Annotated in this window: 24 protein-coding genes and 2 pseudogenes; 12 read left to right on the plus strand and 14 right to left on the minus strand. The window is 67.5% G+C overall.

The genetic code is table 11. The features are described 5' to 3' along the window. Positions 1–4: 4 nt before the first annotated feature. Positions 5–1,426, minus strand: coding sequence for a M20 family metallopeptidase (locus tag IEV99_RS08605; RefSeq protein ID WP_188517245.1), 1,422 nt, complete (start codon positions 1,424–1,426; stop codon positions 5–7). Between the two features lie 275 nt (positions 1,427–1,701). Here IEV99_RS08605 and IEV99_RS08610 point away from each other — a divergent pair, with 275 nt between their 5' ends. Continuing rightward, the gene (locus tag IEV99_RS08610; protein ID WP_188517709.1) at positions 1,702–2,013 is read left to right on the plus strand and encodes a septal ring lytic transglycosylase RlpA family protein; all 312 of its coding nucleotides are present in this window, start codon (positions 1,702–1,704) and stop codon (positions 2,011–2,013) included. Positions 2,014–2,016: 3 nt separating this feature from the next. Here the strand turns inward: IEV99_RS08610 and IEV99_RS08615 are convergent, their stop codons facing one another. Next, a complete protein-coding gene (locus tag IEV99_RS08615; RefSeq protein ID WP_244643685.1) occupies positions 2,017–2,814 on the minus strand; it encodes a helix-turn-helix domain-containing protein in 798 nt (265 codons plus the stop codon). Between the two features lie 110 nt (positions 2,815–2,924). Here IEV99_RS08615 and IEV99_RS08620 point away from each other — a divergent pair, with 110 nt between their 5' ends. Both IEV99_RS08620 and hemP read left to right on the plus strand, forming a co-directional pair. Then, the gene (locus IEV99_RS08620) at positions 2,925–3,290 is read left to right on the plus strand and encodes a nuclear transport factor 2 family protein (RefSeq protein ID WP_188517246.1); all 366 of its coding nucleotides are present in this window, start codon (positions 2,925–2,927) and stop codon (positions 3,288–3,290) included. A 219-nt stretch (positions 3,291–3,509) separates the two neighbouring features. Next, positions 3,510–3,695 carry a hemin uptake protein HemP gene (hemP, locus tag IEV99_RS08625; protein ID WP_244643687.1) on the plus strand — a complete coding sequence of 62 codons (186 nt, stop codon included), beginning with the start codon at positions 3,510–3,512 and terminating at the stop codon, positions 3,693–3,695. Here hemP and IEV99_RS08630 read toward each other — a convergent pair. The 11 genes and pseudogenes from IEV99_RS08630 to IEV99_RS08680 form a co-directional block, all read right to left on the minus strand. Continuing rightward, on the minus strand, positions 3,679–4,110 hold the full coding sequence (locus IEV99_RS08630) for an Rrf2 family transcriptional regulator (protein WP_188517247.1): 432 nt from the start codon (positions 4,108–4,110) through the stop codon (positions 3,679–3,681). The genes hemP and IEV99_RS08630 overlap by 17 nt on opposite strands. Before the next feature lie 145 nt (positions 4,111–4,255). Beyond that, on the minus strand, positions 4,256–5,356 hold the full coding sequence (locus IEV99_RS08635) for an alpha-hydroxy acid oxidase (RefSeq protein ID WP_188517248.1): 1,101 nt from the start codon (positions 5,354–5,356) through the stop codon (positions 4,256–4,258). Next, on the minus strand, positions 5,353–6,159 hold the full coding sequence (locus IEV99_RS08640; protein ID WP_188517249.1) for an energy transducer TonB: 807 nt from the start codon (positions 6,157–6,159) through the stop codon (positions 5,353–5,355). Before IEV99_RS08640 ends, IEV99_RS08635 begins: the two co-directional genes overlap by 4 nt. Continuing rightward, complete coding sequence (gene exbD / locus IEV99_RS08645) at positions 6,156–6,623, minus strand: TonB system transport protein ExbD (RefSeq protein ID WP_188517250.1); 468 nt, start codon at positions 6,621–6,623, stop codon at positions 6,156–6,158. The genes IEV99_RS08640 and exbD overlap by 4 nt, the downstream gene beginning before the upstream one ends. 4 nt (positions 6,624–6,627) lie before the next feature. After that, positions 6,628–7,335 (minus strand): annotated as a pseudogene (exbB, locus tag IEV99_RS08650) (tonB-system energizer ExbB); the annotation flags it as partial. Further along, entirely contained in the window at positions 7,334–8,017 is a 684-nt protein-coding gene (locus IEV99_RS08655) for a Fe2+-dependent dioxygenase (RefSeq protein ID WP_188517252.1), read from the minus strand. The gene IEV99_RS08655 and the pseudogene exbB, both read right to left, overlap by 2 nt. 54 nt (positions 8,018–8,071) lie before the next feature. Then, entirely contained in the window at positions 8,072–10,507 is a 2,436-nt protein-coding gene (locus IEV99_RS08660; RefSeq protein ID WP_188517253.1) for a TonB-dependent receptor, read from the minus strand. Between the two features lie 813 nt (positions 10,508–11,320). Beyond that, positions 11,321–12,187 carry a flagellar motor protein MotB gene (locus IEV99_RS08665; RefSeq protein ID WP_188517254.1) on the minus strand — a complete coding sequence of 289 codons (867 nt, stop codon included), beginning with the start codon at positions 12,185–12,187 and terminating at the stop codon, positions 11,321–11,323. 24 nt (positions 12,188–12,211) lie between these two features. Beyond that, on the minus strand, positions 12,212–13,075 hold the full coding sequence (gene motA / locus IEV99_RS08670; protein WP_188517255.1) for a flagellar motor stator protein MotA: 864 nt from the start codon (positions 13,073–13,075) through the stop codon (positions 12,212–12,214). A 493-nt stretch (positions 13,076–13,568) separates the two neighbouring features. Then, positions 13,569–13,712: pseudogene (locus IEV99_RS23955) on the minus strand (DUF2442 domain-containing protein); the annotation flags it as partial. Positions 13,713–13,824: 112 nt separating this feature from the next. After that, positions 13,825–15,393, minus strand: a complete 1,569-nt coding sequence (locus IEV99_RS08680; RefSeq protein ID WP_188517256.1) for an anti-phage dCTP deaminase — start codon at positions 15,391–15,393, stop codon at positions 13,825–13,827. A gap of 96 nt (positions 15,394–15,489) precedes the next feature. Here IEV99_RS08680 and IEV99_RS23860 point away from each other — a divergent pair, with 96 nt between their 5' ends. Further along, on the plus strand, positions 15,490–15,615 hold the full coding sequence (locus tag IEV99_RS23860) for a hypothetical protein (protein ID WP_280514639.1): 126 nt from the start codon (positions 15,490–15,492) through the stop codon (positions 15,613–15,615). A gap of 59 nt (positions 15,616–15,674) precedes the next feature. Here IEV99_RS23860 and IEV99_RS08685 read toward each other — a convergent pair whose 3' ends face one another. Next, entirely contained in the window at positions 15,675–19,430 is a 3,756-nt protein-coding gene (locus tag IEV99_RS08685) for a vitamin B12-dependent ribonucleotide reductase (protein ID WP_188517257.1), read from the minus strand. Positions 19,431–20,096: 666 nt separating this feature from the next. Here IEV99_RS08685 and IEV99_RS08690 point away from each other — a divergent pair. From IEV99_RS08690 to era, 8 genes are all read left to right on the plus strand, one after another. Then, on the plus strand, positions 20,097–20,342 hold the full coding sequence (locus tag IEV99_RS08690; protein ID WP_188517258.1) for a type II toxin-antitoxin system VapB family antitoxin: 246 nt from the start codon (positions 20,097–20,099) through the stop codon (positions 20,340–20,342). After that, positions 20,342–20,746, plus strand: coding sequence for a type II toxin-antitoxin system VapC family toxin (locus IEV99_RS08695; RefSeq protein ID WP_188517259.1), 405 nt, complete (start codon positions 20,342–20,344; stop codon positions 20,744–20,746). The genes IEV99_RS08690 and IEV99_RS08695 overlap by 1 nt, the downstream gene beginning before the upstream one ends. A gap of 132 nt (positions 20,747–20,878) precedes the next feature. Beyond that, the gene (locus IEV99_RS08700; RefSeq protein ID WP_188517712.1) at positions 20,879–21,328 is read left to right on the plus strand and encodes an NADH:ubiquinone oxidoreductase subunit NDUFA12; all 450 of its coding nucleotides are present in this window, start codon (positions 20,879–20,881) and stop codon (positions 21,326–21,328) included. Between the two features lie 116 nt (positions 21,329–21,444). Beyond that, positions 21,445–21,921, plus strand: a complete 477-nt coding sequence (locus IEV99_RS08705; protein ID WP_188517260.1) for an OsmC family protein — start codon at positions 21,445–21,447, stop codon at positions 21,919–21,921. Between the two features lie 139 nt (positions 21,922–22,060). After that, positions 22,061–22,768 (plus strand): DUF2155 domain-containing protein, encoded by a 708-nt coding sequence (locus tag IEV99_RS08710; RefSeq protein WP_188517713.1) that lies wholly within the window; start codon positions 22,061–22,063, stop codon positions 22,766–22,768. Positions 22,769–22,903: 135 nt separating this feature from the next. Further along, on the plus strand, positions 22,904–23,668 hold the full coding sequence (gene lepB, locus IEV99_RS08715) for a signal peptidase I (protein ID WP_188517714.1): 765 nt from the start codon (positions 22,904–22,906) through the stop codon (positions 23,666–23,668). 4 nt (positions 23,669–23,672) lie between these two features. Beyond that, entirely contained in the window at positions 23,673–24,383 is a 711-nt protein-coding gene (rnc, locus tag IEV99_RS08720; protein WP_188517261.1) for a ribonuclease III, read from the plus strand. Next, positions 24,380–25,339 (plus strand): GTPase Era, encoded by a 960-nt coding sequence (gene era, locus IEV99_RS08725; RefSeq protein ID WP_188517262.1) that lies wholly within the window; start codon positions 24,380–24,382, stop codon positions 25,337–25,339. Before rnc ends, era begins: the two co-directional genes overlap by 4 nt. The last annotated feature ends 63 nt before the right edge of the window (positions 25,340–25,402 follow it).

Raw genomic sequence — 25,402 nt, forward strand, 5'->3', positions numbered from 1 at the left:
CCGCTCACTTGGCCGCCATGTCGAGCGGCGGCTCGACGTCCGGCGTGATCGGGTTGTCGAACGGGTTTTCGCGCCGGAACGCCTCGAACTCGTCGCGCGCGGCCTTCAGCAGCGCCGGGTCGGCGAGCACGTCCCGCGCCACGCCCGCCATGGCCTTGGCGGCCAGCGCCAGCCCCTTGTGGGCGGCCGGCGCGCGGCCCTGCGCGACGAGCTGCCAGGAATGGCCGGGCGTCCCCACCGCGTAGCAGGCGGCGCGGCACTGCACCGTGGGCGTCACCCAGCTGACGGTGCCGACGTCCGTGGAGCCGACGAAAAGGTCGGCCGTGAAATCGAGCGGATAGATCTCCTCGCTCAGCGCCTCGCCGTCGCGCGGCTTCAGCCCGAAGCGGCCATAGGAGGAGCGGATGTCGTCCTTGGAGAAGGTCTTCTGGATCTCGGCCGCGAAGCGCCGGTCGGCCTCGTCGAAGCCCGGGCCGCCGAGCCGCGTCAGGTTGCGGTGCATGCACTCCTCGAGCGGCCGGTTGCCGACCAGGTTGGCGTCGCCCGAGAGCTGCTTGGCGACGACGCGCGTTTCCGACATTAATGCAGCGCCTTGGGCGATGTCCTTGACTCGACGCACGAGGTCCCACATCTCGGCCAGCGTCCGCGCCCGGATGAGGTGGCGCACGGTGGCGCGGGCCTGCACGACGTTGGGCGCAATGCCGCCGCCGTCGATCATGGCGTAATGGACGCGCGCCGAGGACGGCATGTGCTCGCGCATGTAGTTCACGCCGATGTTCATCAGCTCCACGGCGTCCAGCGCGCTGCGGCCGAGATGCGGCGTCGCTGCTGCGTGCGAGGCGCGGCCGTGGAAGGTAAACTCGATCTCCACGCAGGCGAGCGAGATCGGCTTGTTGACGCCCGTGAAGGCGGCCGGATGCCAGCAGATCGCGACGTCGACGTCGTCGAACAGCCCGGCCCGCACCATGAACCCCTTGGACGACCCGCCTTCCTCGGCCGGGCAGCCGTAGTAGCGCACGCGGCCCTTCAAGCCGTTCTTGGCGAGATAGTCCTTCACCGCCGTGGCGGCCAGCAGCGAGGCCGAGCCCAGCATGTTGTGGCCGCAGCCATGGCCGGCGCCGCCATCCTCGATCGGCTTCTCCACGGCGACGCCGGCCTCCTGGCTGAGCCCCGGCAGCGCGTCGTACTCGCCCAGGATCGCGATCACGGGCCCGCCTTCGCCGGCCTCGCCGATCAGCGCAGTCGGGATGCCGGCAACGGCCGTTTGAACCCGAAATCCCTCCTGCTCCAGCATGCGGGCGTGCTCGGCGGCGGACTGCGTTTCCTGGTAGTTCAGCTCCGGCGTGCCCCAGATGCGGTCGCTCATCGCGAAAAAGGCCGGGCTCTTGGCGTCCGTCAGGCGCCAGATCTCGTCGTCGTTCCGCATCGTCGTCTCCGCTCGCTCGGCCGCTCTTGGGCGCGGTCTTCGTCGCTGCGTCACTTCTGGCACGGTCGTTTCGGCCGAACAATCGCGGGTTGTGCACGCCCTTCATGCATTGCCGGCGCGGTCGGCCGCGACCATCGGAGACCTCGCGCCGCCTTATGCCCTTCGGCCTAGCCCATGAGCGATCGGAACGGATCAATGCCGAACCGGTTTGAAATCCAGACTTCCTCAGGAGAAAAGCCGTGAACAGGGCCGCCGGCGTTTCCATTCTGTGTGCGATGAGCTTCGCCAGCAGCGATGCCGCCGCCGAGGGGATGATCGGGCGCGGCGTCGCGGCCTGGTACCAAAGCGGTCACCGCACCGCCACCGGCGAGCGCTTCATTCCGGACGGCTACACGGCGGCCCACCGGACCCTGCCGCTCGGCTCGAAGGTCCGCGTCGTCAACGCCCGCAGCAACCGCTCCGTGGTGGTGCGCATCAACGATCGCGGCCCCTTTGGCGGGCGCCGCATCATCGACCTGTCGCGCGGCGCCGCCCGCGCCATCGGGCTCGACGGCGTCGGAATGGTGGAACTGCACGCCACGAACTGAGCCTCAGCGCTTGAAGGCCGCCGCGGTCGTGTCGTCGGCCGGCCAGAACGCCTCGATGGCGAGCTCCGCCACGGTGACGTCGCGCGGCGTGCCGAACACCATCGATGTGCTGAGGAAACTGAGCACGCTGCCTTCGGTGGCGATGCGGAACGGGATTGCGACCTCCGTCAACTCCGTTGCGGCGTGCCGGCGGTCGGTGGCGGGCGCCGGATAGCCCATGAGCTCCGCCATCAGAGTCGACAGCGCCGGATCGCCGCTGTGCGCCGCCTGCCGGCGCAGCCGCTCCAGCAGGTGCTCGCGCCACTCCGGCAGGTTGACGATGCGCCCGCTCAAGCCGTCCGGATGGAGGCTCAGCCGCAGCACGTTCACGGGCGGCTCCAGCAGCGCCGGCGCGCAGCCGGCCAGCAGCGGCGCCACCGCCGCATTGGCGGCCACCAGCGTCCAGTGTCGGTCGATGGCGAGCGCCGGCAGCGGCTCGTGGCCCTTCAGCACCCGCTCCACGAGGTCGCGCACGGGGCCGAGCAGCGGGTCAGCCAGCGGCCGCTCGGGGTAGACCGGCGCGTAGCCGGCCGCCAGCAGCAGCGCGTTGCGGTCTCGCAGCGGCAGGTCGAGTTGCTCGGCAAGGCGCAGCACCATGTCGCGGCTTGGCCGCGCCCGGCCGGTTTCCAGGAAGCTCAGGTGCCGGGACGAGATCTCGGCGTCCAGCGAAAGGTCGAGTTGGCTGACGCGCCGCCTTTGGCGCCAGGTGCGCAGGAGCCCGCCAAACGTGTGGGTGTCGGCCTCGGCCGTTTGCATTGTCATGAGGTGACCTTAGCGGCGGCCCGGCGCGGCTTCCATGACCTGCCGGGTAATCGACGCGCCGCTGCGGCGGCGACAGGGTGGCGTCGTCACCAACACGGGAGACCCCACCAATGACCGATCACAACACTCTCGCGGCCCGTTACATCGAAGCCTGGAACGAGCGCGACCCCTCTCGCCGACGCTCCCTCGTGGAGGCGCTCTGGAGCCCGGACGGCAGCTATGTCGACCCGCTCGGCGCCGCGCGCGGTCACGCCGAGATCGACGGGCTCATCGGAGCCATCCAGGACCGCTTCCCCGGCATGGCGTTCAAGCCGGCCGGCAAGGCCGACGGCTACGGCAACCATGTCCGCTTCTCGTGGACGCTCGGACCCGCCGACGCCGACGCCCTCGCGGGCGGCACCGATTTCGCCGTGGTTGCGGACGGCCGGCTGGCCGCCGTCACCGGCTTCCTGGACTTCGCCCCCACGGCGGCGTGACGACCCGCGCGGGGCGGGGGAGGGCGCCTGCGGTCGCTCTTCCCTGCCTCCGCAATACTGGCGACCCAGTACATTAGAACCGTTATATACTTTCTTCGAACACTTGTGGTTGCGATAAAGCCTCTGTATTGAACCGCTTAACGGCGCCGTTCGAGATTGGAACTACTCAAAACAAGGCGTCGAATTTGGTCGCACAGCGCGACGCTTTGCTTGAGGTTGATGTCGATGATCGATGCGCCGTCCGACGGGTCCGCGAAGAACCCTTCAGCAGACCAGAACCAGATCATGCGTGAACTGGACGCCGCGTCGCTGCTGGGCGACGCGCGCCAGATTGTCATCGTCCACCGGGGCGAGCGCTATTCGCTGCGCATCACCGCCAAGGACAAGCTCATCCTGACGAAGTAAGCAGCGGCGGCTCGGCCATGGCGTCGAGCAGGCCGGTTCCGGCGAGGTCGGCCAGCGTGGTCGCCTCCAGCGACCGAAAGAAGGCCCGGTGGGCCGAGAAGATCAGCTTCGAGATCCGGGCGTCGACCTCCGAGGCTGCCAGGAAATTGGCCGGGCAATCCTTGGGCTCGAAGGCTCGCGCAATCTCACCCACCGAGATCGACTGCGCCGGCCGGGCGAGCCGCATGCCCCCGTAAGGACCGCGCGCGGCTTCCACCAAGCCCACCTGCGCGAGGATGTTGGCGGTCTTCTGCACGTTCAACGGCGTGATCGCCGTGATCTCGGCGAGGCGCCCGGCCTTTACGATCGCGGGCGCGGCCTCCGCGAGGGCGGCCATGATCCGGATCGCGTCGACGGTGCGCTGGTTCAACCACATGCGACCCTCTTAGCCCAATCCCGCGCCCAAGGGCAGTCACAGTGCAGCGGCTTGGCGGCGGATGCGACGTCGGAGGGAATCCGCCGCATCCGCCTACCCGGCGCGGCCGCAGCCTTCGGCGCGCCGGGGTCCCGTGCGGGGCCGGTCAGCCCAGGAGCTCCGGCCCGGCGTCGTCGAGCGATGCGAGCCCGCACAGCGCCATCGCGACCGCGAGCTCTTCCACCAGCAGCTTCACGGCATGCGCGACGCCCAGCGCGCCGGCGGCGGCCAGCGCCATCGTGGCGGGCCTGCCGATCAGCACCGCGTCGGCGCCCAGCGCCCGCGCCTTCAGGATGTCGGTTCCGCGCCGGACGCCGCCGTCCAGCAGAACCGCGCCGCGGCCCGCCACCCCCGCCGCCACGGCCGGCAGCGCCTCGATGCTGGCGGGCGTCCCGTCCAGCGTCCGGCCGCCATGGTTGGACACCACCACGCCGGCGCAGCCCAGCGCCACCGCCTCCGCGGCGTCGTCGGGGTGCAGCACGCCCTTGACGAGCACCGGCAGCGGCTGCGCGCCGCACAGCCACGCCACGTCGGCCCACCGCGGCGCCGCCGCCATGGCGCCGTCGAACACCGGATGGCGGCCGGCGCCGCCTGGCGGCGGCATGCGCCCATCCGGGAGGTTCGCGGCAGACACGCCGTCGGGCAGCCGAAAGCCCGCTCGCCGGAGATCGTTGCGGAACGCCGTCACGGGCGAGTCCACCGTCAGGACGAGCGCCTCGCAGCCGGCGGCTTGGGCCCGCTCGCACAACGCCAGCGTGGCGGCCCGGTCGCCCTGCCAATAGAGCTGGAACCAGCGCTGGCCGGCCCCGCCGGCCTGTGCGATCGCCTCCAGCGTTTCGCTCGCCAGCGTGCTCACCACCATTACGGCGTCCACGGCCTCCGCCGCCATCGCGGTGGCCCGTTCGCCGTCGGGATGAAACAGACGCTGGTAGGCGATTGGCGCCAGCAGAACCGGATGCGCCAGCCGCCGCCCGAGCAGCGTCACCGCCGTCGCGCCGCCGGCGACGTCGCGCAGGATCCGAGGCCGCACCGTGAGCCGGTCGAAAGCCTCCCGGTTGCGCTGCGCCGTGAGCCCGTCCGCCGCCGCGCCTGCGACATGCGCCCAGGCGCCGTCGTCCAGCCTTTCGCGCGCCAGCGATTCGTAGTCGGCGAGGCAGCTCAGCGTTGACGGAATGCGATCCAGCGGCGGGGGGCGGAGGCCGGTCATTTCAACCGATACCGGATGGGGACCACCAGGGTCGCCGACGAGGCGGCGACCCGGGCCGGCAAAGCGGGCAGGGGCTCGGCCCGGCGCAGCATCTCGAGCGCCTCCCGGTCCAGGATCGCGACGCCCGAAGCCTTGAACAGGCTCGCCTCCGCAACCTTGCCGCCGTGGTCCACCCGGAAGCTCACCACCACCTCGCCCTCCAGCCGGCGCGAGCGGGCGTCCGCCGGGTAGCGTTTGTGCCGGCCAAGATGCGCCAGCACAGCGCGCTGCCAGGATTCCGGCGCGGCGGCCGCCTCCGCCACGCTGCCCTCGGCCGGCGCCGTGATGGCTTCGGCGGCGACGGGCGTCATCTGCGATGCGGCGGCGGCCTGCTGGGCCGCCGCGCTGGGCGCCGGCTCCGGCCGGGCTTCCTGCGCCTCGGTGGTCTGGCCGCGCTCGGCCTCCTCCTGCTTGTCGCGGGTCTGCTCCTGCACGGCCTGAAGGTCGGGCGTGGTCTCGGTCGGGGAGGCGGCCGCGGTCGGCAGGTCCGCTTCGGTCTTGGCCGAAAGCTTCTGGTCCACCTCGGGCGTGGGCGCCGCCTCCGGGGCTTCGGCGGCCGAAGCGGCTTCGGGCTCGGCCTCCTCGGGCGCGGCCGGCGCCTCGGCGAACTCGATTGCGAGCGGCGCGCCGACGTCCTCGACGGAGTCGGCCGGCGGCGGCGCGCTCACCAGTGCGAGCCCGGCCGCGCCGGCATGGAGGCAGAGCGCCAGCAGGGCGGCCACGCTCCAGCGCAGCCGCTGGGTAAAGGATCGAGCCCCCGTCATGGCGAAGCCACTGCGGGCGCGACCGGGCCGGGCGTGGCCGGCCCCGGCCCGCCTTCCAGCGCCACCAGCGCGACCTTGAGATAGCCTGCGCCGCGCAGCCGATTCATCAGCTGGGTCAGCTCGCCATAGGGCACGGCCTGGTCGGCCCGCACGAAGATGCGCTGCTCGCGATCCACCCGCGTCGCGGTGTCGAGCGCCCAGGCCAGCCCAGCGCCGTCCACCTTCTCGTCGCCGATGAGCAGCGAGAGGTCGGCCTTCAGCGTGACGTAGACGGGCTTGTCCGGCCGGGGCTGCGGCTTGGCGGTCGACACGGGCAGGTCCACGGGGGCGTCCACGGTGGAAAGCGGCGCCGCCACCATGAAGATGATCAGCAGCACCAGGATCACGTCGATGAACGGCGTGACGTTGATGTCGCTGGTTTCGGGCAGGTCGTCGTCCGAGGACGTGTTGAGCGAAATTCCCATGGGGTCACTTCCCCGCCTGCTGCGCGGTTGACACCGCCCGCAGCCCCGGCCCGCGATCGAGGTCGCGCGACACCAGCCGCATCACGGCCGCGGCGGCGTCGCCGACCAGCACCCGGTAGGCCCCGATGGAGCGGCTGAAATGGTTGTAGATCACCACGGCCGGGATGGCGGCCACGAGCCCGATGGCGGTGGCCAGCAGCGCCTCCGCGATGCCGGGCGCCACCACGGCCAGGTTGGTGGTCTGCGCCTTCGAGATGCCGATGAAGCTGTTCATGATGCCCCATACGGTGCCGAACAGCCCGACGAACGGCGCGACGGACCCGATGGTGGCCAGCAGCCCGGTGCCGCGCAGCATGTCGCGGCCGGCCGCCACCTCGAGGCGCTGCACCCGCGAGGCGACGCGCTCCTTGATCCCGTCCTTGTCGGGCGCGCGGGTGGACTGGCGGATCTCCTGCGCGGCGGCCTCCACGAGGGCGCGGCCGATGGCTTCGCGCGCGCCCAGCGCCTGCGTGGCCTCGGCCAGCGTCTCGTGGTCGGTGAGCCGCGCCACGGTGCGGCGGAGCCGGCCACGCGCGGCGCTGAGCTCCAGGGACTTGGCGATCCAGATCGTCCAGGTGGCCACCGATGCGAGCGCCAGCCCGATCATGACGGCCTTCACCACCGCGTCGGCGGCGAGGAACATCGCCCAGGGGGAAAGGTCGTGCGGCATGTCAGGTCTCCGCCCAATGCCGGATGAGGTTGTGGTAGACGCCGGTCAGCCGCACGCTGGCGGGATCGTCCAGCCCGCGCTCGCCTTGCAGCTCCTGGATCGTTTGGTCGAGCTCGAACAGCATGGAGCGCGGGCTCTCGTCGCGGATCATGCTCTGGATCCAGAAGAACGACGCCACGCGGGCCCCGCTGGTGACCGGCTGCACGCAATGGAGGCTCGTCGACGGGTACAGCACCGCGTGGCCGGCCGGCAGCTTCACCTCGTTGGCCCCGTAGGCGGTCTCGATGGTGAGCTCGCCGCCCTCGTATTCGTCCGGCTCGCTCAGAAACAGCGTGCAGGAGAGGTCCGTGCGGATGCGCGTGGCGCTGCCGGGAACGTTGCGGATGGCGTTGTCCACATGGACGCCAAAGGTCTGGCCGACGCCGTAGCGGTTGAACATCGGCGGCAGGATGCGCAGCGGCAGCGCGGCGGACAGAAACAGCGCGTTGCGGCCGAGCGCATCGAGCACGATGTCGCCAAGCTCCCGCGCCTCCGGCGACGCCGCCGGAAGCTGCATGTTGTTTTTCACGGAGGCGGATTGCGGACCCGCCGTCATGCGGCCGTCCTGCCAGTGCGCCTTGTCCATGACCTGGCGGCACTGGCTGACCTGCTCGGGGCCGAGCACGTCGGGGATGCAGATGAGCATGCGGTTCTCCTCGGATCGCGAGGGCGCCCGCCGGGCGCGCCGGCGGGCGCCCGTTCAGTATTTGAAGTTCAGGCTGAAATACGCGGCCCGCCCCGGCGCGAGGTACACGTAGGGCACGTTGCTGCGGTAGAACGCGTCGTAGATGGTCGCGTCCGTGACGTTAAGCACGTTGAGGCGGGCCGAAACGTGGTCGGTGAACTTGTACTCGGCCAGCAGGTCCAGCCGCCATCCGCCCGGCAGCACGTTGTTGTTGGCCGCGAAGGTGCCGCCCAGGATCCGGCCGATATAGGTCGCCTGCGCGCCCACCGAGAGCTTGTCCGTGATGGCGTATTTGGAGAGCAGGCTGAAGCTCTCATGCGCGATGTTGGCGAGCTGCAGCCCGCGGTTCGCCGCGATGGCGGACTTCGTCACCTCCGAGTCCATGAACACGGCCCCGCCGAACAGGCTCCACCGGTCCGTGACATTGCCGCCGACGCCCACCTCGACACCGCGCACCCGGTACTCGCCGGTGGGCGACACCGTCGCCCCGATGGTCTCGCGGGCGCGGGACTTCTCGTTCTGGAACAGCGCCGCCGTCACCAGCAGGCGCCGGTCGAACAGCTCCCACTTCGTGCCCACCTCGTAGGAGCGGTTCTTCTCGGGCCCCAGCGCCGCGTTGGAGGCCGTGAGCGCCCCATAGTCGTTGCCGCCGCCGTCGAGCTCGGAGCCGACCGGGTTGGAGGACGTGCCATAGGCCGCATAAACGGCCGCAAAGGGCAGGGGCTTGTAGGTCGCGCCGATGTTCCAGTTGAACATCGTGTCGTCCCGCTCCAGCGTCGTGCGAACGCCGGTCGCGGCCGTGGAGGCGGCCTTGATGCCGTAGTCGTCCACCCGCACGCCGCCGGTGAGGAAGAACCTGTCGTTCCAGTTGACCGTGTCGAGCAGGTAGGCGCTGCGGGTGTCGACGCCGATCTCGGTGGGGCGGCCGGTCTTCGCGAAGGTCCCGGTGAACGGGATCAGCCCGCCGCCCGGGTCCCACAAATTGAGGCTCGCGCCCGGGATCGCGCCGGCGCCGAAGCTCTCGGTGGAGAGCGCCAGGTAGCTGTCGCGCGAAACGTTCTCGCGGCTGATCTCGACGCCGCTCACCAGCGTGTGCAGCAGGCCGAACGTCGTGAACTTGGTGGTCAGCTCGGTCTGGTTGGCGATGACCTCGTTTTCCTGGTAGCGGCTCTTGGCTCCGCTGTTCACCGTCCAGCGCGCCGGGTCAGGGTTGGTGGTGTTCACCGAGCCGGGCGCGGAGGCCACGTAGTCCAGCACCGAGAAGCCGTAGCGGAACTTGTTGGAGAGCGTCGCCCAGTCGGTGAGCTCGTAGCTCATCGAGGCCGTGGCGATGTCCTGCTTCGCCTTCTGGAAGTCGCGGTTGGGCAGGCCGTAGTAGTTGTTGCGGTTGAGGCCGCTCTCGGTGAAGGGCCGCCGCTTGCGGGCGTCGAAGGGCACGCCCCAGTCGGGCAGCTGGTCGAGGTCGACGTGGAAATAGTCCACGGTCATCTGGAAGCGCTCGTTCGGCTTCCAGGTCGCCGCGATGGCGCCGCCCCAGCGGTTGTCGAAGACCTCGTTGCGGCCCGCCACGCCGGCGCCCTGCACCATGCCGTTCGCGCGTACGGCGAATTCGGGCGAGACCACGTGGTTGACGTCGAAGGTCATGCGCTTCGTGGCGTCCGTGCCGCCCGTCAGGCCGGCCTCGTAGAAGCTCACGAAGGAGGGCTTCTTGGTGACCACGTTGACGGCGCCGCCCGACGTGCCGCGGCCGCCCACCGTGGAGGCCGGGCCCTTCAGCACCTCCACCTGCTCGGTGGCGAAGTTCTCGCGGATGTTGACGCCGGGATCGCGCACGCCGTCCACATAGATGTCGTTGCGGGCGTCAAAGCCCCGGATGAAGACGCGGTCGCCAAAGGCGTTGCCGCCTTCGCCCGAGCCCAGCGTCAGCCCCGGCGTGGTGCGCACCAGCTCGCGGAACGAGGTCGCCTGCTTCTCCTCGATCACCTCCTTGGGGATCGCCGTGACGGTGCGCGGCGTGTTCAGGAGCGGCTCGGTGAGCTTGGAGGAGGCGGAGCGGTCCACCTTGAAGGGGGCGGCCGGGTCCGCATACGGGTTGGCGCTGGGGCCGGCCTGCGGGCCGGGAGCCCCCGCCGCGCCGGGGCCGGCCGCCGCCTGCGCGGGCGCCGCAACGGCCGGCCGGGCCGGGCGGCTCGCCGCCGCGAGGGGCCGCGCCCGGGTGGGCTTCGCCGCCACGGGCTTGCGCTTGCGCGGCTCTGCCGGCGCCTCGACGGTGAGGCCGGGCGTGGTGGTCGCCGTTTGCGCGGCGGCCTCCTGCGCGGCCAGCGTCCCGGCCAGCGCCGCGGCGGTCAGAAGCCCGACGCCGGCGGAGCGGTCGGTCTTCGGGCCGGTCGGCCGGGTGGTGGAAAAGGTGGATGCGCCACGCAGGGTGGCGGGTCGCTTGCAATCGCCCATGGATCAGCCCCATTGCCGACCCCAAGAGGTCGGTACGGTCCCCGAAGGGATCCGAGCCGACTCCACGCTTCAGCGCCGACACGCGGTGCCGGTCGCCGACCCGGGGGAGTCGGACGCCCAAAAACACGCTCTGTCGTCTGGGTGGCTGGAGGGCGCGCCTGTGGCTGCCTGCAACGAGCAAGGCCGTTCTGGCATTGTTGACGAATGGCGTCAAGAACCCTGGCGCAAGCCGGATATGCGTTTTTTCAGCCCATCCCGCCCCGGCTACCCGGGCCGGGAGGGTGGGCGCGGCTGTGCGTTCTCCGTGCGCGCGGAGGTGAGGCGGGCGAGACCAGGATGGGGAGACGCGGAGCGCCGGCCATCAAGTCCGTAGTGCAGCGGATGTCGGATGACCGACGCTCCACGTCCGGCGATTTTGGGCTGTTTCGACCCGCGCTCCGGCTCACGACGCCCCTCCGGTGGGACCGGGCGTCGGGAACGTTAAGGTGGCCGCGTCCACGGCCCCGCCATAGTACGGGGCGGGCGGGCTCACGACCGGTCGCCGGGCTTGCCGGGGCTGTTACCCCCCGACCCCCCGACCGGCCGCTTCGAAACAGCCTCCCGGGAGGGTGGGACCGGTAACCCCACCCGCGCAGGCGCCGCGCCCCGACCCCGCCTGCAGACCGCTCCGGAAGCGTTCCCCATCTGGGTCGAGAGTGAGCGAAGGGTGCCGGAAGCGGGCCCGAATGTCAAGGATTATATTCTTACAATATCGGCCGCTGTCCGGCGACCCGCATCCCGAGCAACAGGCCGTCGTCGGCCGACGCCGTGTGGTCAGCGAAAGGGGCCCGGAGGCATCGGCGGCGGCTCGTTGATCAGCGTGATCGTCAGGCGCTGGTTCGACGCGAGGTAGGGATTGTCCGGGAACACCGGCTCGGTGTCGGCCCGCCCCGCCACGGATGTGAAGCGGTTGCTGGGGAATCCCGCGTTTGACAGGATCTCGCGCACCGAGACGGCGCGCCCGGCCGTGAGGCCCCAGGAATCGGCCCCCGGCGAGCCCGGGCGCGTGGCGGCGGTGTGGCCGGTGACCGAGAGGCGGTTGTTCAGCCGGCGCAGGGTGGGCGTCAGCGCCTCCAGCACGAGGCGGGTGCGCTCGTAGGGGCGGACCGAGCCGTCGGGGAACATCGAGCGGCCGTCCTGGTCCGTGAGGGACACGTTCACGCCCTCCCGGGTCGCCTCGACCACGATGTTGCGCGACAGGTCGGCGTATTCGGGCATGCTCTGGAGCGCCTGCCGGATGCTGGCCGCCGCGCTCTGGTTGGCCTGCCCGCTGGCGGCCGAGCGCTTGGCGTCGCGGTCGCTGGCGGCCGGGCTGTTGGGCTCGCGGTCGCTGGCGCGGCCCGATCCTCCCACCGGCGCGTCGCGCAGATCGGACGCCTTGCTGCCTGACTTGTCGATGGTGGTGCCATTCAGGACGCCGCCGGAGCCGCTGGTGGTGATGCTCACATTGGGCGGCGCGAAGTAGTTCGCCAGGCCGGTCTTCTGCTCCTGCGTGGTCATGCTGATCAGCCACATGAGCAAAAAGAACGCCATCATGGCGGTCACGAAATCCGCGTAGGCGATTTTCCAGGCGCCGCCATGGTGCGCGTGCGCGGACTTCTTGACCTTCTTGACGATGATCGGCTGGGTGGACTTGGCCATGGGGAATCCTGCTGGCGGTCGTGGTCAGGCGGCGGCTGGCAGGGCGGCGGTGGCGGCTTCCACTTCGCTGTAGGTCGGGCGGACTTCGCTGAAGAGAGCCTTGCGGGCGAACTCCACCGACATCACCGGCGGCTGGCCGCTGATGTGGGCGAGCAGGCCCGCCTTGAGCGAGATGTAGTATTTCGACTCCGCCTCGAAGGTGCTCTTGAGAGAGGCGGCCATCGGGGCGAAGAAGCCGTAGGCGACGAACACGCCAAAGAAGGTGCCGACCAGCGCGCCGCCGATCAGGTGGCCCAGCACCTCCGGCGGCTCCGAGATCGCCCCCATGGTCTTGATCACGCCGAGCACGGCCGCGACGATGCCGAGCGCCGGCGTGCCGTCCGCGAGCGACTGCATGGCGGCCACGATGCGCTCCTGCTCCTGGTGGTGGGTTTCCAGTTCCTCGTCCATGAGAGCGTCGATCTCATGGACATTGTCCGCGCCCATCGTCACCATGCGCATGTAATCGCAGACGAACTCCACCGCATGGTGGTTGGCCGCAAAAGTCGGAAAGGCGTTGAACAGGGTCGAGTCGCCCGGATTTTCAATATGCGGCTCGATGGCCGTCATGCCCTTCTGCTTCGCGAGCTTGTAGAGCGAGAACTGCATCGCCAGCAGTTCGACATAACATGTCTGCCTGTACTTTGGGCCTTTCACGAGCGTGCCGAGCATGGCCGGCACGGCTTTCAGCACCGGCCCCGGATTGCCGATGATGAACGCGCCGATCGCCGCGCCGAGGATGATCACGAACTCGAAGGGCTGCCACAGCACCTCGAGATGGCCGCCCATCATCGCGTAGCTGCCGAACACGCAGGCGAAGACGAGAACTGTGCCGACGACCAGTCGCATGGTTTGCCACCCTCGCGGGCATTCCCGCGCAATTGCTACCTGCAAAGCAATTGACTGACGAAAGTTAAGTTCAGGTGTAGAGCCGACGGGCCTGCGGGGTGGTGGCGCCTCCCTGTCCCGCATGCGGGAGAGGGGCAGGGGTGAGGGTGGTTGGGTTTGCTCGGCGCCCATCATGGAGCGCTCCCCTTCTCCCCCCGCGAGAAGGTGTCGGCGGAGCCGACGGATGAGGGCCTAAAGCTTGGTCATTGTCCCGCGCATCGCGGCGCAACGCCCGGCCGCTAGACCCTCATCCGGCCCTTCGGGCCACCTTCTCCCGGGGGGAGAAGGGAGGCCTACGTCGGCAGTGCGCATCCCTCTCCGGCTATGCCGGAGAGCCGCAGGGGTGAGGGCGGTCCCGCCCACGCCGATCCCCGGCGCTGGCAGGTCAATGAACGCGGAGCGCGGCCCCGGCGCCCTCACCCCTGCCCCTCTCCCAGGGGGAGAGGGGATCGCGTCAGGCGGCGCGGTTGGGTGGGCGGGTCTGGTCGCGGCGGCCGGCCAGGAGGGCGGCGATGCTGATGTCCTCGTCCAGCGCCTCCCAGTGGAGGCCGGCGGGGCTCAGCGTATAGGCCGCCCGCTGTTCATGCGTGGTGGCGGCTAGGCGCGGAAATCACGCGAGCGGCACGCCGAGGGTGCGGCCGTTGGATCGATCCGGGGTCGGACATGACTGAAGCGAATTCAGGTACCTGGACTGTTCAATGGCCACGATTCTATTCCGTCTTTTGATCTGACGACGACGGTTTATACAGAGATATGGAGCCGTCTTTAACTAGCGTAGTGGCGGCTTTCTTGAAGCGCTTCGACAAAACAACTTCGTTGTAAAGGTATGTTGGTACAGTCAAACGAAACGTGACACGCGGCTTACCAGTAGATGCGTTCCACGCAGTAAACTTCCCTTGGTCATCCTTTCTCTTTTCTCGTTCGAACAATTCTCTGTATCGAAAAGGTGATACCCCAATGAATGGCCGAAATGCGACCTTCTTCTGTTCGCCAGTCTCATGAACGCTTATGGAGTCGCCATGAAGATGTTCAGCATAGCTTTTAGGATATGGCTCGATGTAGCTCACCGAATGAATTCCCGACGAAACAATGTGCTTGGCGCAAAGGTGACATGGGAATGTGGTACAATAAAGCGTTGTGCCCGCGAGAGGTTTTCCTAAACGCGCAGCGTCAGTTATTGCGCTCATCTCAGCATGTATAATGCGGCCATATTCGAGGAGGTCCATCAAATGGGCATCGCGAAGCGAGCTTCCTTTTCTTGAAACCTCAGACAGAGCATAATCAACAATTTCATCCAATGTCTTTTTATTCTCGATAAGGCCACTTTCAGACAGTCTCCGTATGGTATCTGCGATGATAGTCTTCTTGATGCGTTCATTTTCATCATGTCCAATGACATAATCACGATGATCGTAGCCATCATCACACCAGTAGGCACCACCAAACGGGCGCGGAACTTCGTTGCAGCCCATTGTAACGACATCGCCTCTGTCGTTTAGGATTGCAGCGCCGACTTGCCTCGACAAATCCAACGATCGCAACGCAGATGTTTTGGCTAAATACATTCCGTATTCGGACTTGGTTGGGCTAACTTTATTCGACCCAAACAAGGCTTCAAAAAAGCGGTCTATAAGAGCTTTGGCATGAGCTTCGTTGTCAATGTTTATAAATAAATCGGCAAGTGCAAAGGCGTCTTGTAGTCGCTGTCCGTTTCGTTCATCTCGTTCATCTTCGTCTCGTTCGATTAAAGCTTTAGCGGCTTGCTCGTCTTCATTTTTTGGGCGCGGGTGGGAGTGATCAGAGGCGATTCGCTCAGACAGGTTTTTTATTCTGTTGTTTTTATCGGAATAAATCGAGATCAAAATAAAAGAACGTCCGTAAGTTTGTCTTAGTAGGGCAATTTCTTCTTTTCGTTTAAACTGGTCAAAAACGTAAGTCGTACAAGGCGTATGGGAACTATAATCTTCTCCAAGTAAGCGACGCTCGGATCTTACGGCCATACAGCAGAGGACAGCCAAAACAGTCGGGTCGTTGAATCGATCTCTTATAGAATTGGCATAGCGGATATAAGAGTCATACCTTTTGTCGATAGGAGTCTCAACAAGCTGAGCATCGGAAAGAACAACTTGCTTCATTAGATCAGTTACCTTAAAAATTTTTGTTTTGTAAGAAAACCGAACGAGAGATAATTCAATCAGTTCGCGCACTTTTGCGTTGTCGGTCCCGATGGGCGAGCAGAGCCCGATAACAATTTCAGGCGCCTCAATCGTCGGTATCATTCCAACCTCATAGGAAAACGAACTTGTCGTTAATGACTGCGTCCGATGCTAGCGTCTGAACGTTGAGTCTCGCAATGGGGGGAAACGGAGGCGAGGATGAACACTCTTTCTGACGATTGGCTTTCGAACGAACTCGAACACGTTGATGATGAGTTTGAGAAGTGGAACGAGGCGCTAAAAAACAGCTTTAGTTCCATTGTAGAGGACGATGAAGATAGCTGAAAAGATAAAGGGCCGCGCGAGCGGCCCTTTTACGTCCATTGCAGCAGCTACTAATACCCTCAGCTACACCCCGTCGTCCCACCGCAAGTGTCGCACTTCAAGCAGGTCCCGTTCCGGACCAGCGTGAAGTTGCCACACTCGCCGCAGGCGTCCCCCTGGTAGCCCTTCATCAGCGCCTCGGCCCGCTTGGCCGCGCCGGTCGGGGCAGGAGCCTGCGCCTGCTCCCGCGGGGCGGGAGGCGCGAAGGCCAGGTTGCCGAGGCCGTCCTCGCCGATCACGCGCTCGACCTCCTCGGCGACTTCCTCGCGCAAGTTCTCCTCGCGAAGCTCCTGCTTCAGGGCGGTGGCGCCCTGGGTGGCGTAGGCGGTGGTGACGGCGGCGCCGGAGGCAGGGGCCGCCGGGCGGTTGTCGAAGCCGCCCGCGATCGCCATCAGGTTGGTGGCCTTGCCGCGCACCAGGCCCTTGGAGACGACGCGCGAGGCGTGGTTGGCCGGGGCCTTGCCCTCGTCGTCGCCCTTGCCGAGCGCGTCGAACACGGTCGCCTCGGGCGCCACGTGGGCGAGGTCGTTGCGGCCGAGATAGGAGATCGCGAGCTCGCGGAACACGTAGTCGAGCAGCGAGGTGGCGTTCTTGATGGCGTCGTTGCCCTGCACGAAGCCGGCCGGCTCGAAGCGCGTGAACGTGAAGGCGTCCACGTACTCCTCCAGCGGCACGCCGTATTGGAGGCCGAGCGAGATCGCGATGGCGAAATTGTTCATCAGGCTGCGGAAGGCGGCGCCCTCCTTGTGCATGTCGATGAAGATCTCGCCGATGCGGCCGTCCTCGTACTCGCCGGTGCGCAGGTACACCTTGTGGCCGCCCACGATGGCCTTCTGGGTGTAGCCCTTGCGCCGGTCCGGCAGCTTCTCGCGCTCGCGCATCCGCTCGATGCGCTCCACCACGCGCTCCACGATCTTTTCGGAGATCGCGGCCGCCCGGGCCGTGGCCGGCTGGGCGATCAGGGCCTCGACCTCGTCCTCCTCGTCCTCGTCGGCGATGAGCTGCGAGTTCAGCGGCTGGGAGAGCTTGGAGCCGTCGCGGTAGAGCGCGTTGGCTTTCAATGCGAGGCGCCACGAGAGCGTGTAGGCGTTCTTGGCGTCCTCGACGGTGGCGTCGTTGGGCATGTTGATGGTCTTGGAGATCGCCCCCGAGATAAAGGGCTGCGCCGCCGCCATCATGCGGATGTGGCTTTCCACCGAGAGGTAGCGCTTGCCGATGCGCCCGCACGGGTTGGCGCAGTCGAACACCGGGTAGTGCTCACGCTTGAGGTGCGGCGCGCCTTCCAGCGTCATCGCCCCGCAGACGTGGATGTTCGCGCCCTCGATCTCACCCTTGGTGAAGCCGAGGAAGGCGAGGAGCTCGAAGGAGGGATCCGCCAACTTCTCCGCCGGCACCTTGAGGGTGTTGACGAGGAAGTCCTCCCCGAGCGTCCACTTGTTGAAGACGAACTTGATGTCGAAGGCCGACGCCAGGTTCTTCTCCACCGCGGCGATCTGTGCGTCGCCGAAGCCCTTGCTCTTGAGCGTGGTGTGGTTCACGCCCGGCGCCTGCGCGAGCGAGGCGTGGCCCACCGCATAGGCCTCGATCTCGGCGATCTGCGCCTCGCCGTAGCCGAGCGTCCGCAGCGCCTCCGGCACCGCCTGGTTGATGATCTTGAAGTAGCCGCCGCCGGCCAGCTTCTTGAACTTCACCAGCGCGAAGTCGGGCTCGATGCCGGTGGTGTCGCAATCCATCACGAGGCCGATCGTCCCAGTCGGGGCGATCACCGTGGATTGGGCGTTGCGGAAGCCGTGCTTCTCGCCGAGCGCCAGCGCGTCGTCCCAGGCCTTGCGGGCATGCTGGACGAGCTTCTGGTCCGGGCAGGACGCGTGGTCGAGCGGCAGCGGCGCGATGTTGAGGCCCTCATAGCCGGAGGTCTCGCCATGCGCGGCGCGGCGATGGTTGCGGATCACGCGCAGCATGTGCTTCGCGTTCTCCTTGTAGCGCGGGAAGGTCCCGAGCTCGCCCGCCATCTCGGCCGAGGTCTTGTAGGCGACGCCCGTCATGATCGCCGTCAGCGCGCCGCAGATGGCGCGGCCCTGGTCGCTGTCATACGGGATGCCGGCGGTCATCAGGAGGCCGCCGATATTGGCGTAGCCGAGGCCCAGCGTGCGGAACTCGAAGGAGAGCTGCGCGATCTCCTTGCTCGGGAACTGCGCCATCATCACCGAGATCTCGAGCACGATCGTCCACAGCCGCGTGGCGTGCTCGTAGCTCTCGACGTCGAACTCGCCATCGGCCTTGCGGAACTGCAGCAGGTTGGCGGAGGCGAGGTTGCAGGCCGTGTCGTCCAGGAACATGTATTCCGAGCACGGGTTCGACGCGCGGATCTCGCCCGAGGCCGGGCAGGTGTGCCAGTCGTTGATGGTGGTGTGGAACTGGATGCCGGGATCCGCCGACGCCCAGGCGGCGTGGCCGATCTTCTCCCACAGGTCGCGGGCCTTCAGCGTCTTGATCGGCTTGCCGGTGATGCGCGCGGTGAGCTGCCAGTCGCCGTCGTTCTCCACCGCGTTCAGGAACTCGTCGGTGACGCGCACCGAGTTGTTGGAGTTCTGGCCCGAGACCGTGAGGTAGGCCTCCGAATCCCAGTCGGTGTCGTAGCTGTCGAACTGGATCTCGGTGTAGCCCTGCTTGGCGAACTGGATGACGCGCTTGATCAGGTTGTCGGGCGCCATGGAGCGGCGGGCGAGCTTGATCTCGCGCTTCAGCGCCGGGTTCTTCTCCGGGTCGTAGCAGCTGTCGCCGGGGCCGTCGCAGTTCACGCAGGCCTTCAGGATGGCCTTGAGGTGCTTCTGCAGGATCTTGGAGCCGGTGACCAGCGCGGCGACCTTCTGCTCCTCCTTCACCTTCCAGTCGATGTAGCTCTCGATGTCCGGATGGTCGACGTCCACCACCACCATCTTGGCGGCGCGGCGCGTGGTGCCGCCCGACTTGATGGCCCCGGCGGCGCGGTCGCCGATCTTCAGGAAGCTCATGAGGCCGGAGGAGCGCCCGCCGCCGGCGAGCTTCTCGCCCTCGCCGCGCAGGGCGGAGAAGTTGGAGCCCGTGCCCGAGCCGTACTTGAACAGGCGCGCCTCGCGCACCCACAGGTCCATGATGCCGCCCTCGTTCACGAGGTCGTCGGCGACGGACTGGATGAAGCAGGCGTGCGGCTGCGGGTGCTCGTAGGCGGACTTGGAGCGCGTCAGCTTGCCGGTCTTGTGGTCCACATAGAAGTGGCCCTGGGCCGGGCCGTCGACGCCATAGGCCCAGTGGAGGCCGGTGTTGAACCACTGCGGCGAGTTCGGGGCCACCATCTGCATGGCCAGCATGTAGCGGTGCTCGTCGAAGAACGCCTGCGCGTCCTCCTCGCTGGTGAAGTAGCCGCCCTTCCAGCCCCAATAGGTCCAGCAGCCGGCGAGCCGGTCGAACACCTGCTTGGCCGACATCTCCGAGCCGGTGCGCTCGTTTTCGGGCAGGGCCGCCAGGGCCGCCTCATCCGGCACGGAGCGCCACAGCCAGGACGGAACGTCGTTTTCCTCGACCTTCTTGAGGCGGGTCGGCACGCCGGCCTTGCGGAAATACTTCTGGGCGAGGACGTCGGCCGCGACCTGGCTGAACTGCTGGGGCACGTCGATGCCTTCCAGCCGGAACACGATGGAGCCGTCCGGGTTGCGGATCTCGCTCGTGACGGAGCGGAACGCGATGGCGGCGTAAGGCGACTGGCCGGTCTTGGTGTAGCGACGTTCGATCCGCATCGTCATCCCCTTTAGGGCGGACAACAACGGTCCGCCGGGCCGGTCGAGTTCCGGCCTCTTGCCCAAATCTGTTTTCTGCCCCTGAGGAACGCGGCCAACTCTCGACGGGTCGAACCTGCATCCCGATGCTGCCGCGGCGTTGCGGGCGTTCCCTGCCGGTCCTGGTTGAGGGGGGCCGGAGGGGGCCTCGCCGGGCTGCGGCGAACCGTCAAACGGCGCCGCCGCAGCCCCGTGCGACACGTCCACAACCTAGGCCCCGGGGAGCCCGAACGTCAAGGATTAGTGCCTCCGGGTCTTTGCTGACGCAAGATGTTGTAACAGGGGTGTGAACAGTGGGGATGATGCAACGCTGTCGCATAAGCCTCGGATTCACTTACGAGAATCGATTCAATTTTAGCCATTGCGGGCCGTCGCGCCTCCCGAAGGCCATCTGGAATCGTGGAAGACTCGCCGACACGGACCAGCCCAGGCTTGACTCGCGCGAAAGTTGAGCGGGTGGCGCCACAGTTGAGGCGAGAATGAGGCAGGCGTTGAGGTTGGGCGGGAATCGACCGGACGCGAGCGTATTGGCTCCGGCGGCTCGCGCGTCTCCGAATCGCCACGCCGCCGTTGCCTTTACAAAGCTGCGATGCCATCTTTACAACACCGTCAACACAGGATCGATTTATGTCGGCTCCTCTCAACATCCGGAACCCGCGCGCCCGCGAACTGGCGCGTGAACTGGCCGAGCGCCGGCGCATCAGCATCACGGACGCGGTGGTGGGGGCGCTCCAGGCGGAGCTCGCGCGCGAGCGGGCCGAAACCCCGCTGGCGCGGCGGCTGGGCGACATCGGCGCCCGGTCTTGCGCCAAGGCCGGGCCGAACCGCCGCGATCTCAGCGAGGAGGAACGCGACGCGCTATGGACGCGCTGATGTTCATCGACACGTCCGTTTTCGTCGCCATCCTGTGCGGCGAGCCTGAGGCCCCGCTGTTCGCGGCCGCGATCGAGCGGGCCGCCCGGCGCTTCACGTCGCCGATGGTGCGGCTGGAGACCTGCATGGTCGCGTCGACTCGCCTCGACCGCTCGCCCGCCGACGTGGAGATGGATTTCGACGCCATTTTGATCGAGGCCGCCATCGAGGTGGCGCCGATCACGGACGAGACGAGCCGTCTCGCCGTGCGGGCCTTCGAGCGGTTCGGCAAGGGCAGGGGAACCGCGGCGAGGCTGAACCTCGCCGACTGCTTCTCCTATGCGAGCGCCCGTGCGCTCGGCGCCCCGATCCTGTTCAAGGGACGCGACTTCGCGGCCACGGAGCTTGGCGTCGCCGTGTACTGAGCACCCGCGACCACGGTCGGGCTGGACAGGCGCCCCCGCAATCGTATAGTCCGCGCCAGAATGCCCGGGCCCCTTCGGTGGCCCGCCGTCCGAGGCCCCCGGCGGGCCCTGCGCAAAGGCCCACCCATGGCGATGAAGCCCTTTCTTCTGCAGTTCTTCACCTGGTGGAGCGGCCAGACCATCGGCACGCGCTTCTTCACCTGGCGCTTCGGCGAGCGGGTGGGCGAGGACGAGTTCGGCAACGTCTATTACCAGACCGCCGGCGGCAAGATCGACCCGACCATCGGGGTTCCGCGCCGCTGGGTGGTCTACAAGGACCGCACCGAGGCCACGCTGGTCCCGGCCGGCTGGCTCGGCTGGCTGCGCAACACGCAGGTCGAGCCGCCGTCCGTTCAGCCCTACACGCCGCGCGAGTGGGAGCGCCCGCACCAGCCCAACATGACCGGCACGCCCTTCGGGTACCGCCCCAAGGGCTCGATCCTGAACCAGAACGAGCGCCCCGCCGCCACCGGCGACTATGACGCCTGGTCTCCGGGCGGCGCGCCCAAGGAGCGGCGCATCGAGACCGGCGAGAAGGCCTGACCCCACTCCGCTCTTCCCAAACGCAAACGCCGCCTTCCGGGCGGCGTTTTTCGTTGTAGGCTCCGGCGGGGGCTTTCGGGTGGATCGCGCCTTTCGGGTGGAGCTTGGAGACGCGCATGCGCGAACATCGCTACCGCACCACCACGGTGTGGACCGGCAATCTCGGCTCCGGAACCGCCGACTACCGCAGCTATGGGCGCGACCACGCAGTGCGGGTCGTCGGCAAGCCCGACATCCTGGGCTCGTCCGATCCAGCCTTTCGGGGCGACCCGACGCGCCACAACCCCGAAGATCTTTTTGTCGCCTCGCTGTCGGCCTGCCACATGCTCTGGTACCTCCACCTTGCGGCCGTATCCGGCATCGTTGTGGCCGCCTATGAGGACGAGGCCGAGGGCGTGATGGAGGAGGGGCCCGAGGGCGGCCGCTTCACGGGCGTCACCTTGCGGCCCCACGTTCGCATCGTGGCCGGCGATCCCGAAAAGGCCGGCGCCCTGCACGAGCAGGCGCACCGCTACTGCTTCGTGGCCAATTCCGTGAACTGCCCGGTGCGTTGCGAACCCACCATCGAGAGCCAGCAGGGCGTCGAAGGCTGAGCCGAAACGCCCTGTAGCGCCATGCGAGGCGGCGCACAGGCGCGCCCGCCCTTTCTCCGCCCACTTTGGCGTGTTAAGCACCCGGCCCGTTGGGCGACCGCGGCCTCGAATCGCGGCGTGGAGCCTCTTGCGCGTGTTCATGCCTGTCTTGCCGATCGTCACCATCCTTCGTCGTCCCGCCCCGATCGCGGCCGTGCTTGGCTGCGCGATGGCGCTCGCGGCCGGTCCCGCCCAGGCGGACAAGATCAAGAACCCGACGGCGATTTTCGCTGGGCTCGACAAGATCACCGGCCGGATCATCTCCTTCGAGGCGCAGGTTGACGAAACGGTGCAGTTCGGCGCGCTGCAGATCACGCCGCGCGTCTGCTACACGCGCCCGCCGACGGAACCGCAGAACACGACGTCCTTCATTGAAGTCGACGAGGTGACGTTCAACAACGAATATCGTCGCATCTTCGGCGGCTGGATCTTTGCGTCCAGCCCCGGCCTGCACGGCATCGAGCACCCGATCTATGACGTGTGGCTGACCACCTGCAAGGGCGGCAAGGACGTGATTCCGGACCCGGTCGATCCGGACAAGATCGATCCGCTGAAGCCGACGCAGCCTGATCCGAAGGTCTCCGAGCAGCAGCAGCGCCAGCAGCGCCGCGCCCAGACCAATGGCGGCACGGGTGGGCTCTACACCGTTCCGGCGCCGTCCGCGCCGGCCGGCGGCGGGCAGATCGGCGTCGCGGCCCCGCAGGGCGTGCCGGTGGCGCCGCGCCAGCCGACCCAGCGCTTCTTCCCGACCAATCCCAACGGCGTCGGCCTGCCGCCCGGGCGTGACCCGACCGGCAGCAACCGCTGAGCCTGCCGCCGTTTCGTTGCCTTGGCCTGCCCCGAGGTCTATACCGCTCGCAGGCGGCCCGGGGGCGGCCGGCGCGCCCGAATTGGGTCGCCGGACGCTGCGTTTTGAGGACGTGAGATGACGGAGCCCACCCGCGTGGCGAACACCAGCACATCCGCTGACGAGGGCGGCGTCCTCGAAACCATCAAGGTCGTCGTCCAGGCGCTCCTGATCGCCCTCGTGGTGCGGACCTTCCTGTTCCAGCCCTTCAACATTCCGTCCGGATCGCTGATCCCTACGCTGCTGATCGGCGACTACCTGTTCGTCTCGAAATACAGCTACGGCTACTCGAAATATTCGATCCCGTTCAGCCCGCCGCTGTTCAGCGGCCGGATCTGGGCCGCGGAGCCGCAGCGTGGCGACATCGCGGTGTTCAAGCTGCCGCGCGACAACTCCACCGACTACATCAAGCGCGTCATTGGCCTGCCGGGCGACCGCATCCAGATGATCGACGGCATCCTCCACATCAACGGCCAACCGCTGAAGAAGCAGGCGGTCGGCAAGGAGGACGTCAACGCCGGCGCGGGCTACCGCGACCGCGCCACCTTCTATCGCGAGACGCTGCCCAACGGCATCAGCTACGTGATCCAGGAATTGGACATCTACGGCAACAAGCTTGGCCGAAACACGCCCGTCTACCAGGTGCCGCCCGGCAACTTTTTCATGATGGGCGACAACCGCGACAACTCGCTCGACAGCCGCGACATGACCTCCCAGGGCGTCGGCTACGTGCCGTTCGAGAACCTGATCGGCCGCGCCGAGGTGATCTTCTTCTCGGTGTCGGAGGAGGGCGCAGCCTGGAAGGTGTGGGAGTGGCCCTGGACCGTGCGCTGGAACCGCCTGTTCAAGCCCGTGCATTGAGCTGATGGCGCGCCGGCCCAAGCCCAGCCTCTCCGTCCTGGAAGAGAGCATCGGCTATTCGTTCAAGGACCGCGCCCACCTGGAGCGCGCGCTGACCCACATCAGCGCGCTCAAGGGCACGCCCAGCAACGGGCCGCACTATCAGCGGCTGGAATTTCTGGGCGACCGCGTTCTCGGGCTGGTTGTCGCCGAGATGCTGTACCGGGCCTACCCCAAGGCGGGCGAGGGCGAGCTCTCACGCCGGCTCGGCCATCTCGTGCGGCATGAGACCTGCGCTGAAGTCGCAGAGCTGTGGGATGTTGGCCCGCATATCCGCCTCGGCGTCGGCGAGAACCAGTCCGGCCTGCGCAACAAGACCGCCATCCTGGGCGACGTCTGCGAGGCCGTGATCGCGGCCGTTTATCTGGATGGCGGCTTCGAGCCCGCGCGGGTCTTGGTGGAGCGCGATTTCGGGCCCAAGATGAGTGAACCCGGCCGCGCCACGCGCGATCCGAAATCCATGCTGCAGGAATGGGCGCTGGGCCTCGCCCGGCCCGTGCCTGTTTACGAGGAGCGCGACCGCTCCGGCCCCGACCATGCGCCGCAGTTTCGCATCGCCGCGCGGGTCGAGGGCTTCAAGGACTGCGAAGGGGAGGGGCCGTCGAAGCGCCTCGCCGAGCAGGCCGCCGCCGAGGCATTTCTGCGCCGTGAGGGCGTGTTGAAGGATTCCCGATGACCGACACGCCCGCCCCGCACGACGACGAGCCGCAAGGATCCCCGGACGCGCCGCGCGAACCGACCCGCTGCGGCTTCGTTGCGCTGATCGGCGCGCCCAACGCCGGCAAGTCGACGCTGATCAACGCCCTCGTGGGCGCCAAGGTGTCGATCGTTTCGCGCAAGGTGCAGACCACGCGCGCGCTGGTGCGCGGCATCGCGCTGCAAGGCGCGGCCCAGATCATCGTGGTGGATACGCCCGGCATCTTCGCCCCCAAGCGGCGGCTCGACCGCGCCATGGTGACCTCCGCCTGGGGCGGCGCGGGCGACGCCGACGCGGTGGCGCTGCTGGTGGACGCCCGCAAGGGCGTGGACGAGGAAGTCGAGGCCATTCTTGCCAAGCTGGGTGAGCTGAAGCGGCCCAAGCTGCTGATCCTGAACAAGATCGACATGATCGACCGGACGCGCCTGCTCGGCCTCGCGCAGGACATCAACGCCCGTCACCCCTTCAAGGAGACCTACATGATCTCCGCCCTGAAGGGCGATGGCGTCGACAAGGTGCGCGAATCGCTGGGCGCCATGATGGCCCCCGGGCCCTGGCTCTACCCCGAGGATCAGATCTCCGACGCGCCGCTGCGCATCCTCGCGGCCGAGATCACCCGCGAGAAGCTGTTTGAGCGCCTCCACGACGAATTGCCCTACGAATCCACGGTCGAGACCGACCAGTGGAAGGTGATGAAGGACGGCTCGGCCCGGGTGGAGCAGACAATTTTCGTGGCCCGCGAGAGCCAGCGCAAGATCGTGCTCGGCAAGGGCGGCCAGACCATCCGGGCCATCGGCGAGATGTCGCGTAAGGACATCGCCGAGGCCGCGGAAGTGAAAGTGCACCTCTTCCTGTTCGTAAAGGTGCGCGAGAACTGGGCCGACGACCCCGAGCGCTACCGCGAGATGGGTCTGGAATTTCCGCGCGGCGGGTAACCTTCACCGAGCTTGACCGCAGCCGCCAGCGAGGCACAATGGTTGTGTGCTTCGGCCGATTGC

It is taken from the genome of Alsobacter metallidurans (assembly GCF_014636935.1).
Classification (GTDB): domain Bacteria; phylum Pseudomonadota; class Alphaproteobacteria; order Rhizobiales; family Beijerinckiaceae; genus Alsobacter; species Alsobacter metallidurans.

Excerpts from the sequence above, each read along its gene's own strand:
- IEV99_RS08605 (WP_188517245.1), bottom strand. The coding sequence starts at position 1,426 with ATGCGGAACGACGACGAGATCTGGCGCCTGACGGACGCCAAGAGCCCG.
- IEV99_RS08610 (WP_188517709.1), top strand. The coding sequence starts at position 1,702 with ATGAGCTTCGCCAGCAGCGATGCCGCCGCCGAGGGGATGATCGGGCGC.
- IEV99_RS08615 (WP_244643685.1), bottom strand. The coding sequence starts at position 2,814 with ATGACAATGCAAACGGCCGAGGCCGACACCCACACGTTTGGCGGGCTC.
- IEV99_RS08620 (WP_188517246.1), top strand. The coding sequence starts at position 2,925 with ATGACCGATCACAACACTCTCGCGGCCCGTTACATCGAAGCCTGGAAC.
- hemP (WP_244643687.1), top strand. The coding sequence starts at position 3,510 with ATGTCGATGATCGATGCGCCGTCCGACGGGTCCGCGAAGAACCCTTCA.
- IEV99_RS08630 (WP_188517247.1), bottom strand. The coding sequence starts at position 4,110 with ATGTGGTTGAACCAGCGCACCGTCGACGCGATCCGGATCATGGCCGCC.
- IEV99_RS08635 (WP_188517248.1), bottom strand. The coding sequence starts at position 5,356 with ATGACCGGCCTCCGCCCCCCGCCGCTGGATCGCATTCCGTCAACGCTG.
- IEV99_RS08640 (WP_188517249.1), bottom strand. The coding sequence starts at position 6,159 with ATGACGGGGGCTCGATCCTTTACCCAGCGGCTGCGCTGGAGCGTGGCC.
- exbD (WP_188517250.1), bottom strand. The coding sequence starts at position 6,623 with ATGGGAATTTCGCTCAACACGTCCTCGGACGACGACCTGCCCGAAACC.
- IEV99_RS08655 (WP_188517252.1), bottom strand. The coding sequence starts at position 8,017 with ATGCTCATCTGCATCCCCGACGTGCTCGGCCCCGAGCAGGTCAGCCAG.
- IEV99_RS08660 (WP_188517253.1), bottom strand. The coding sequence starts at position 10,507 with ATGGGCGATTGCAAGCGACCCGCCACCCTGCGTGGCGCATCCACCTTT.
- IEV99_RS08665 (WP_188517254.1), bottom strand. The coding sequence starts at position 12,187 with ATGGCCAAGTCCACCCAGCCGATCATCGTCAAGAAGGTCAAGAAGTCC.
- motA (WP_188517255.1), bottom strand. The coding sequence starts at position 13,075 with ATGCGACTGGTCGTCGGCACAGTTCTCGTCTTCGCCTGCGTGTTCGGC.
- IEV99_RS08680 (WP_188517256.1), bottom strand. The coding sequence starts at position 15,393 with ATGATACCGACGATTGAGGCGCCTGAAATTGTTATCGGGCTCTGCTCG.
- IEV99_RS23860 (WP_280514639.1), top strand. The coding sequence starts at position 15,490 with ATGAACACTCTTTCTGACGATTGGCTTTCGAACGAACTCGAACACGTT.
- IEV99_RS08685 (WP_188517257.1), bottom strand. The coding sequence starts at position 19,430 with ATGCGGATCGAACGTCGCTACACCAAGACCGGCCAGTCGCCTTACGCC.
- IEV99_RS08690 (WP_188517258.1), top strand. The coding sequence starts at position 20,097 with ATGTCGGCTCCTCTCAACATCCGGAACCCGCGCGCCCGCGAACTGGCG.
- IEV99_RS08695 (WP_188517259.1), top strand. The coding sequence starts at position 20,342 with ATGTTCATCGACACGTCCGTTTTCGTCGCCATCCTGTGCGGCGAGCCT.
- IEV99_RS08700 (WP_188517712.1), top strand. The coding sequence starts at position 20,879 with ATGAAGCCCTTTCTTCTGCAGTTCTTCACCTGGTGGAGCGGCCAGACC.
- IEV99_RS08705 (WP_188517260.1), top strand. The coding sequence starts at position 21,445 with ATGCGCGAACATCGCTACCGCACCACCACGGTGTGGACCGGCAATCTC.
- IEV99_RS08710 (WP_188517713.1), top strand. The coding sequence starts at position 22,061 with ATGCCTGTCTTGCCGATCGTCACCATCCTTCGTCGTCCCGCCCCGATC.
- rnc (WP_188517261.1), top strand. The coding sequence starts at position 23,673 with ATGGCGCGCCGGCCCAAGCCCAGCCTCTCCGTCCTGGAAGAGAGCATC.
- era (WP_188517262.1), top strand. The coding sequence starts at position 24,380 with ATGACCGACACGCCCGCCCCGCACGACGACGAGCCGCAAGGATCCCCG.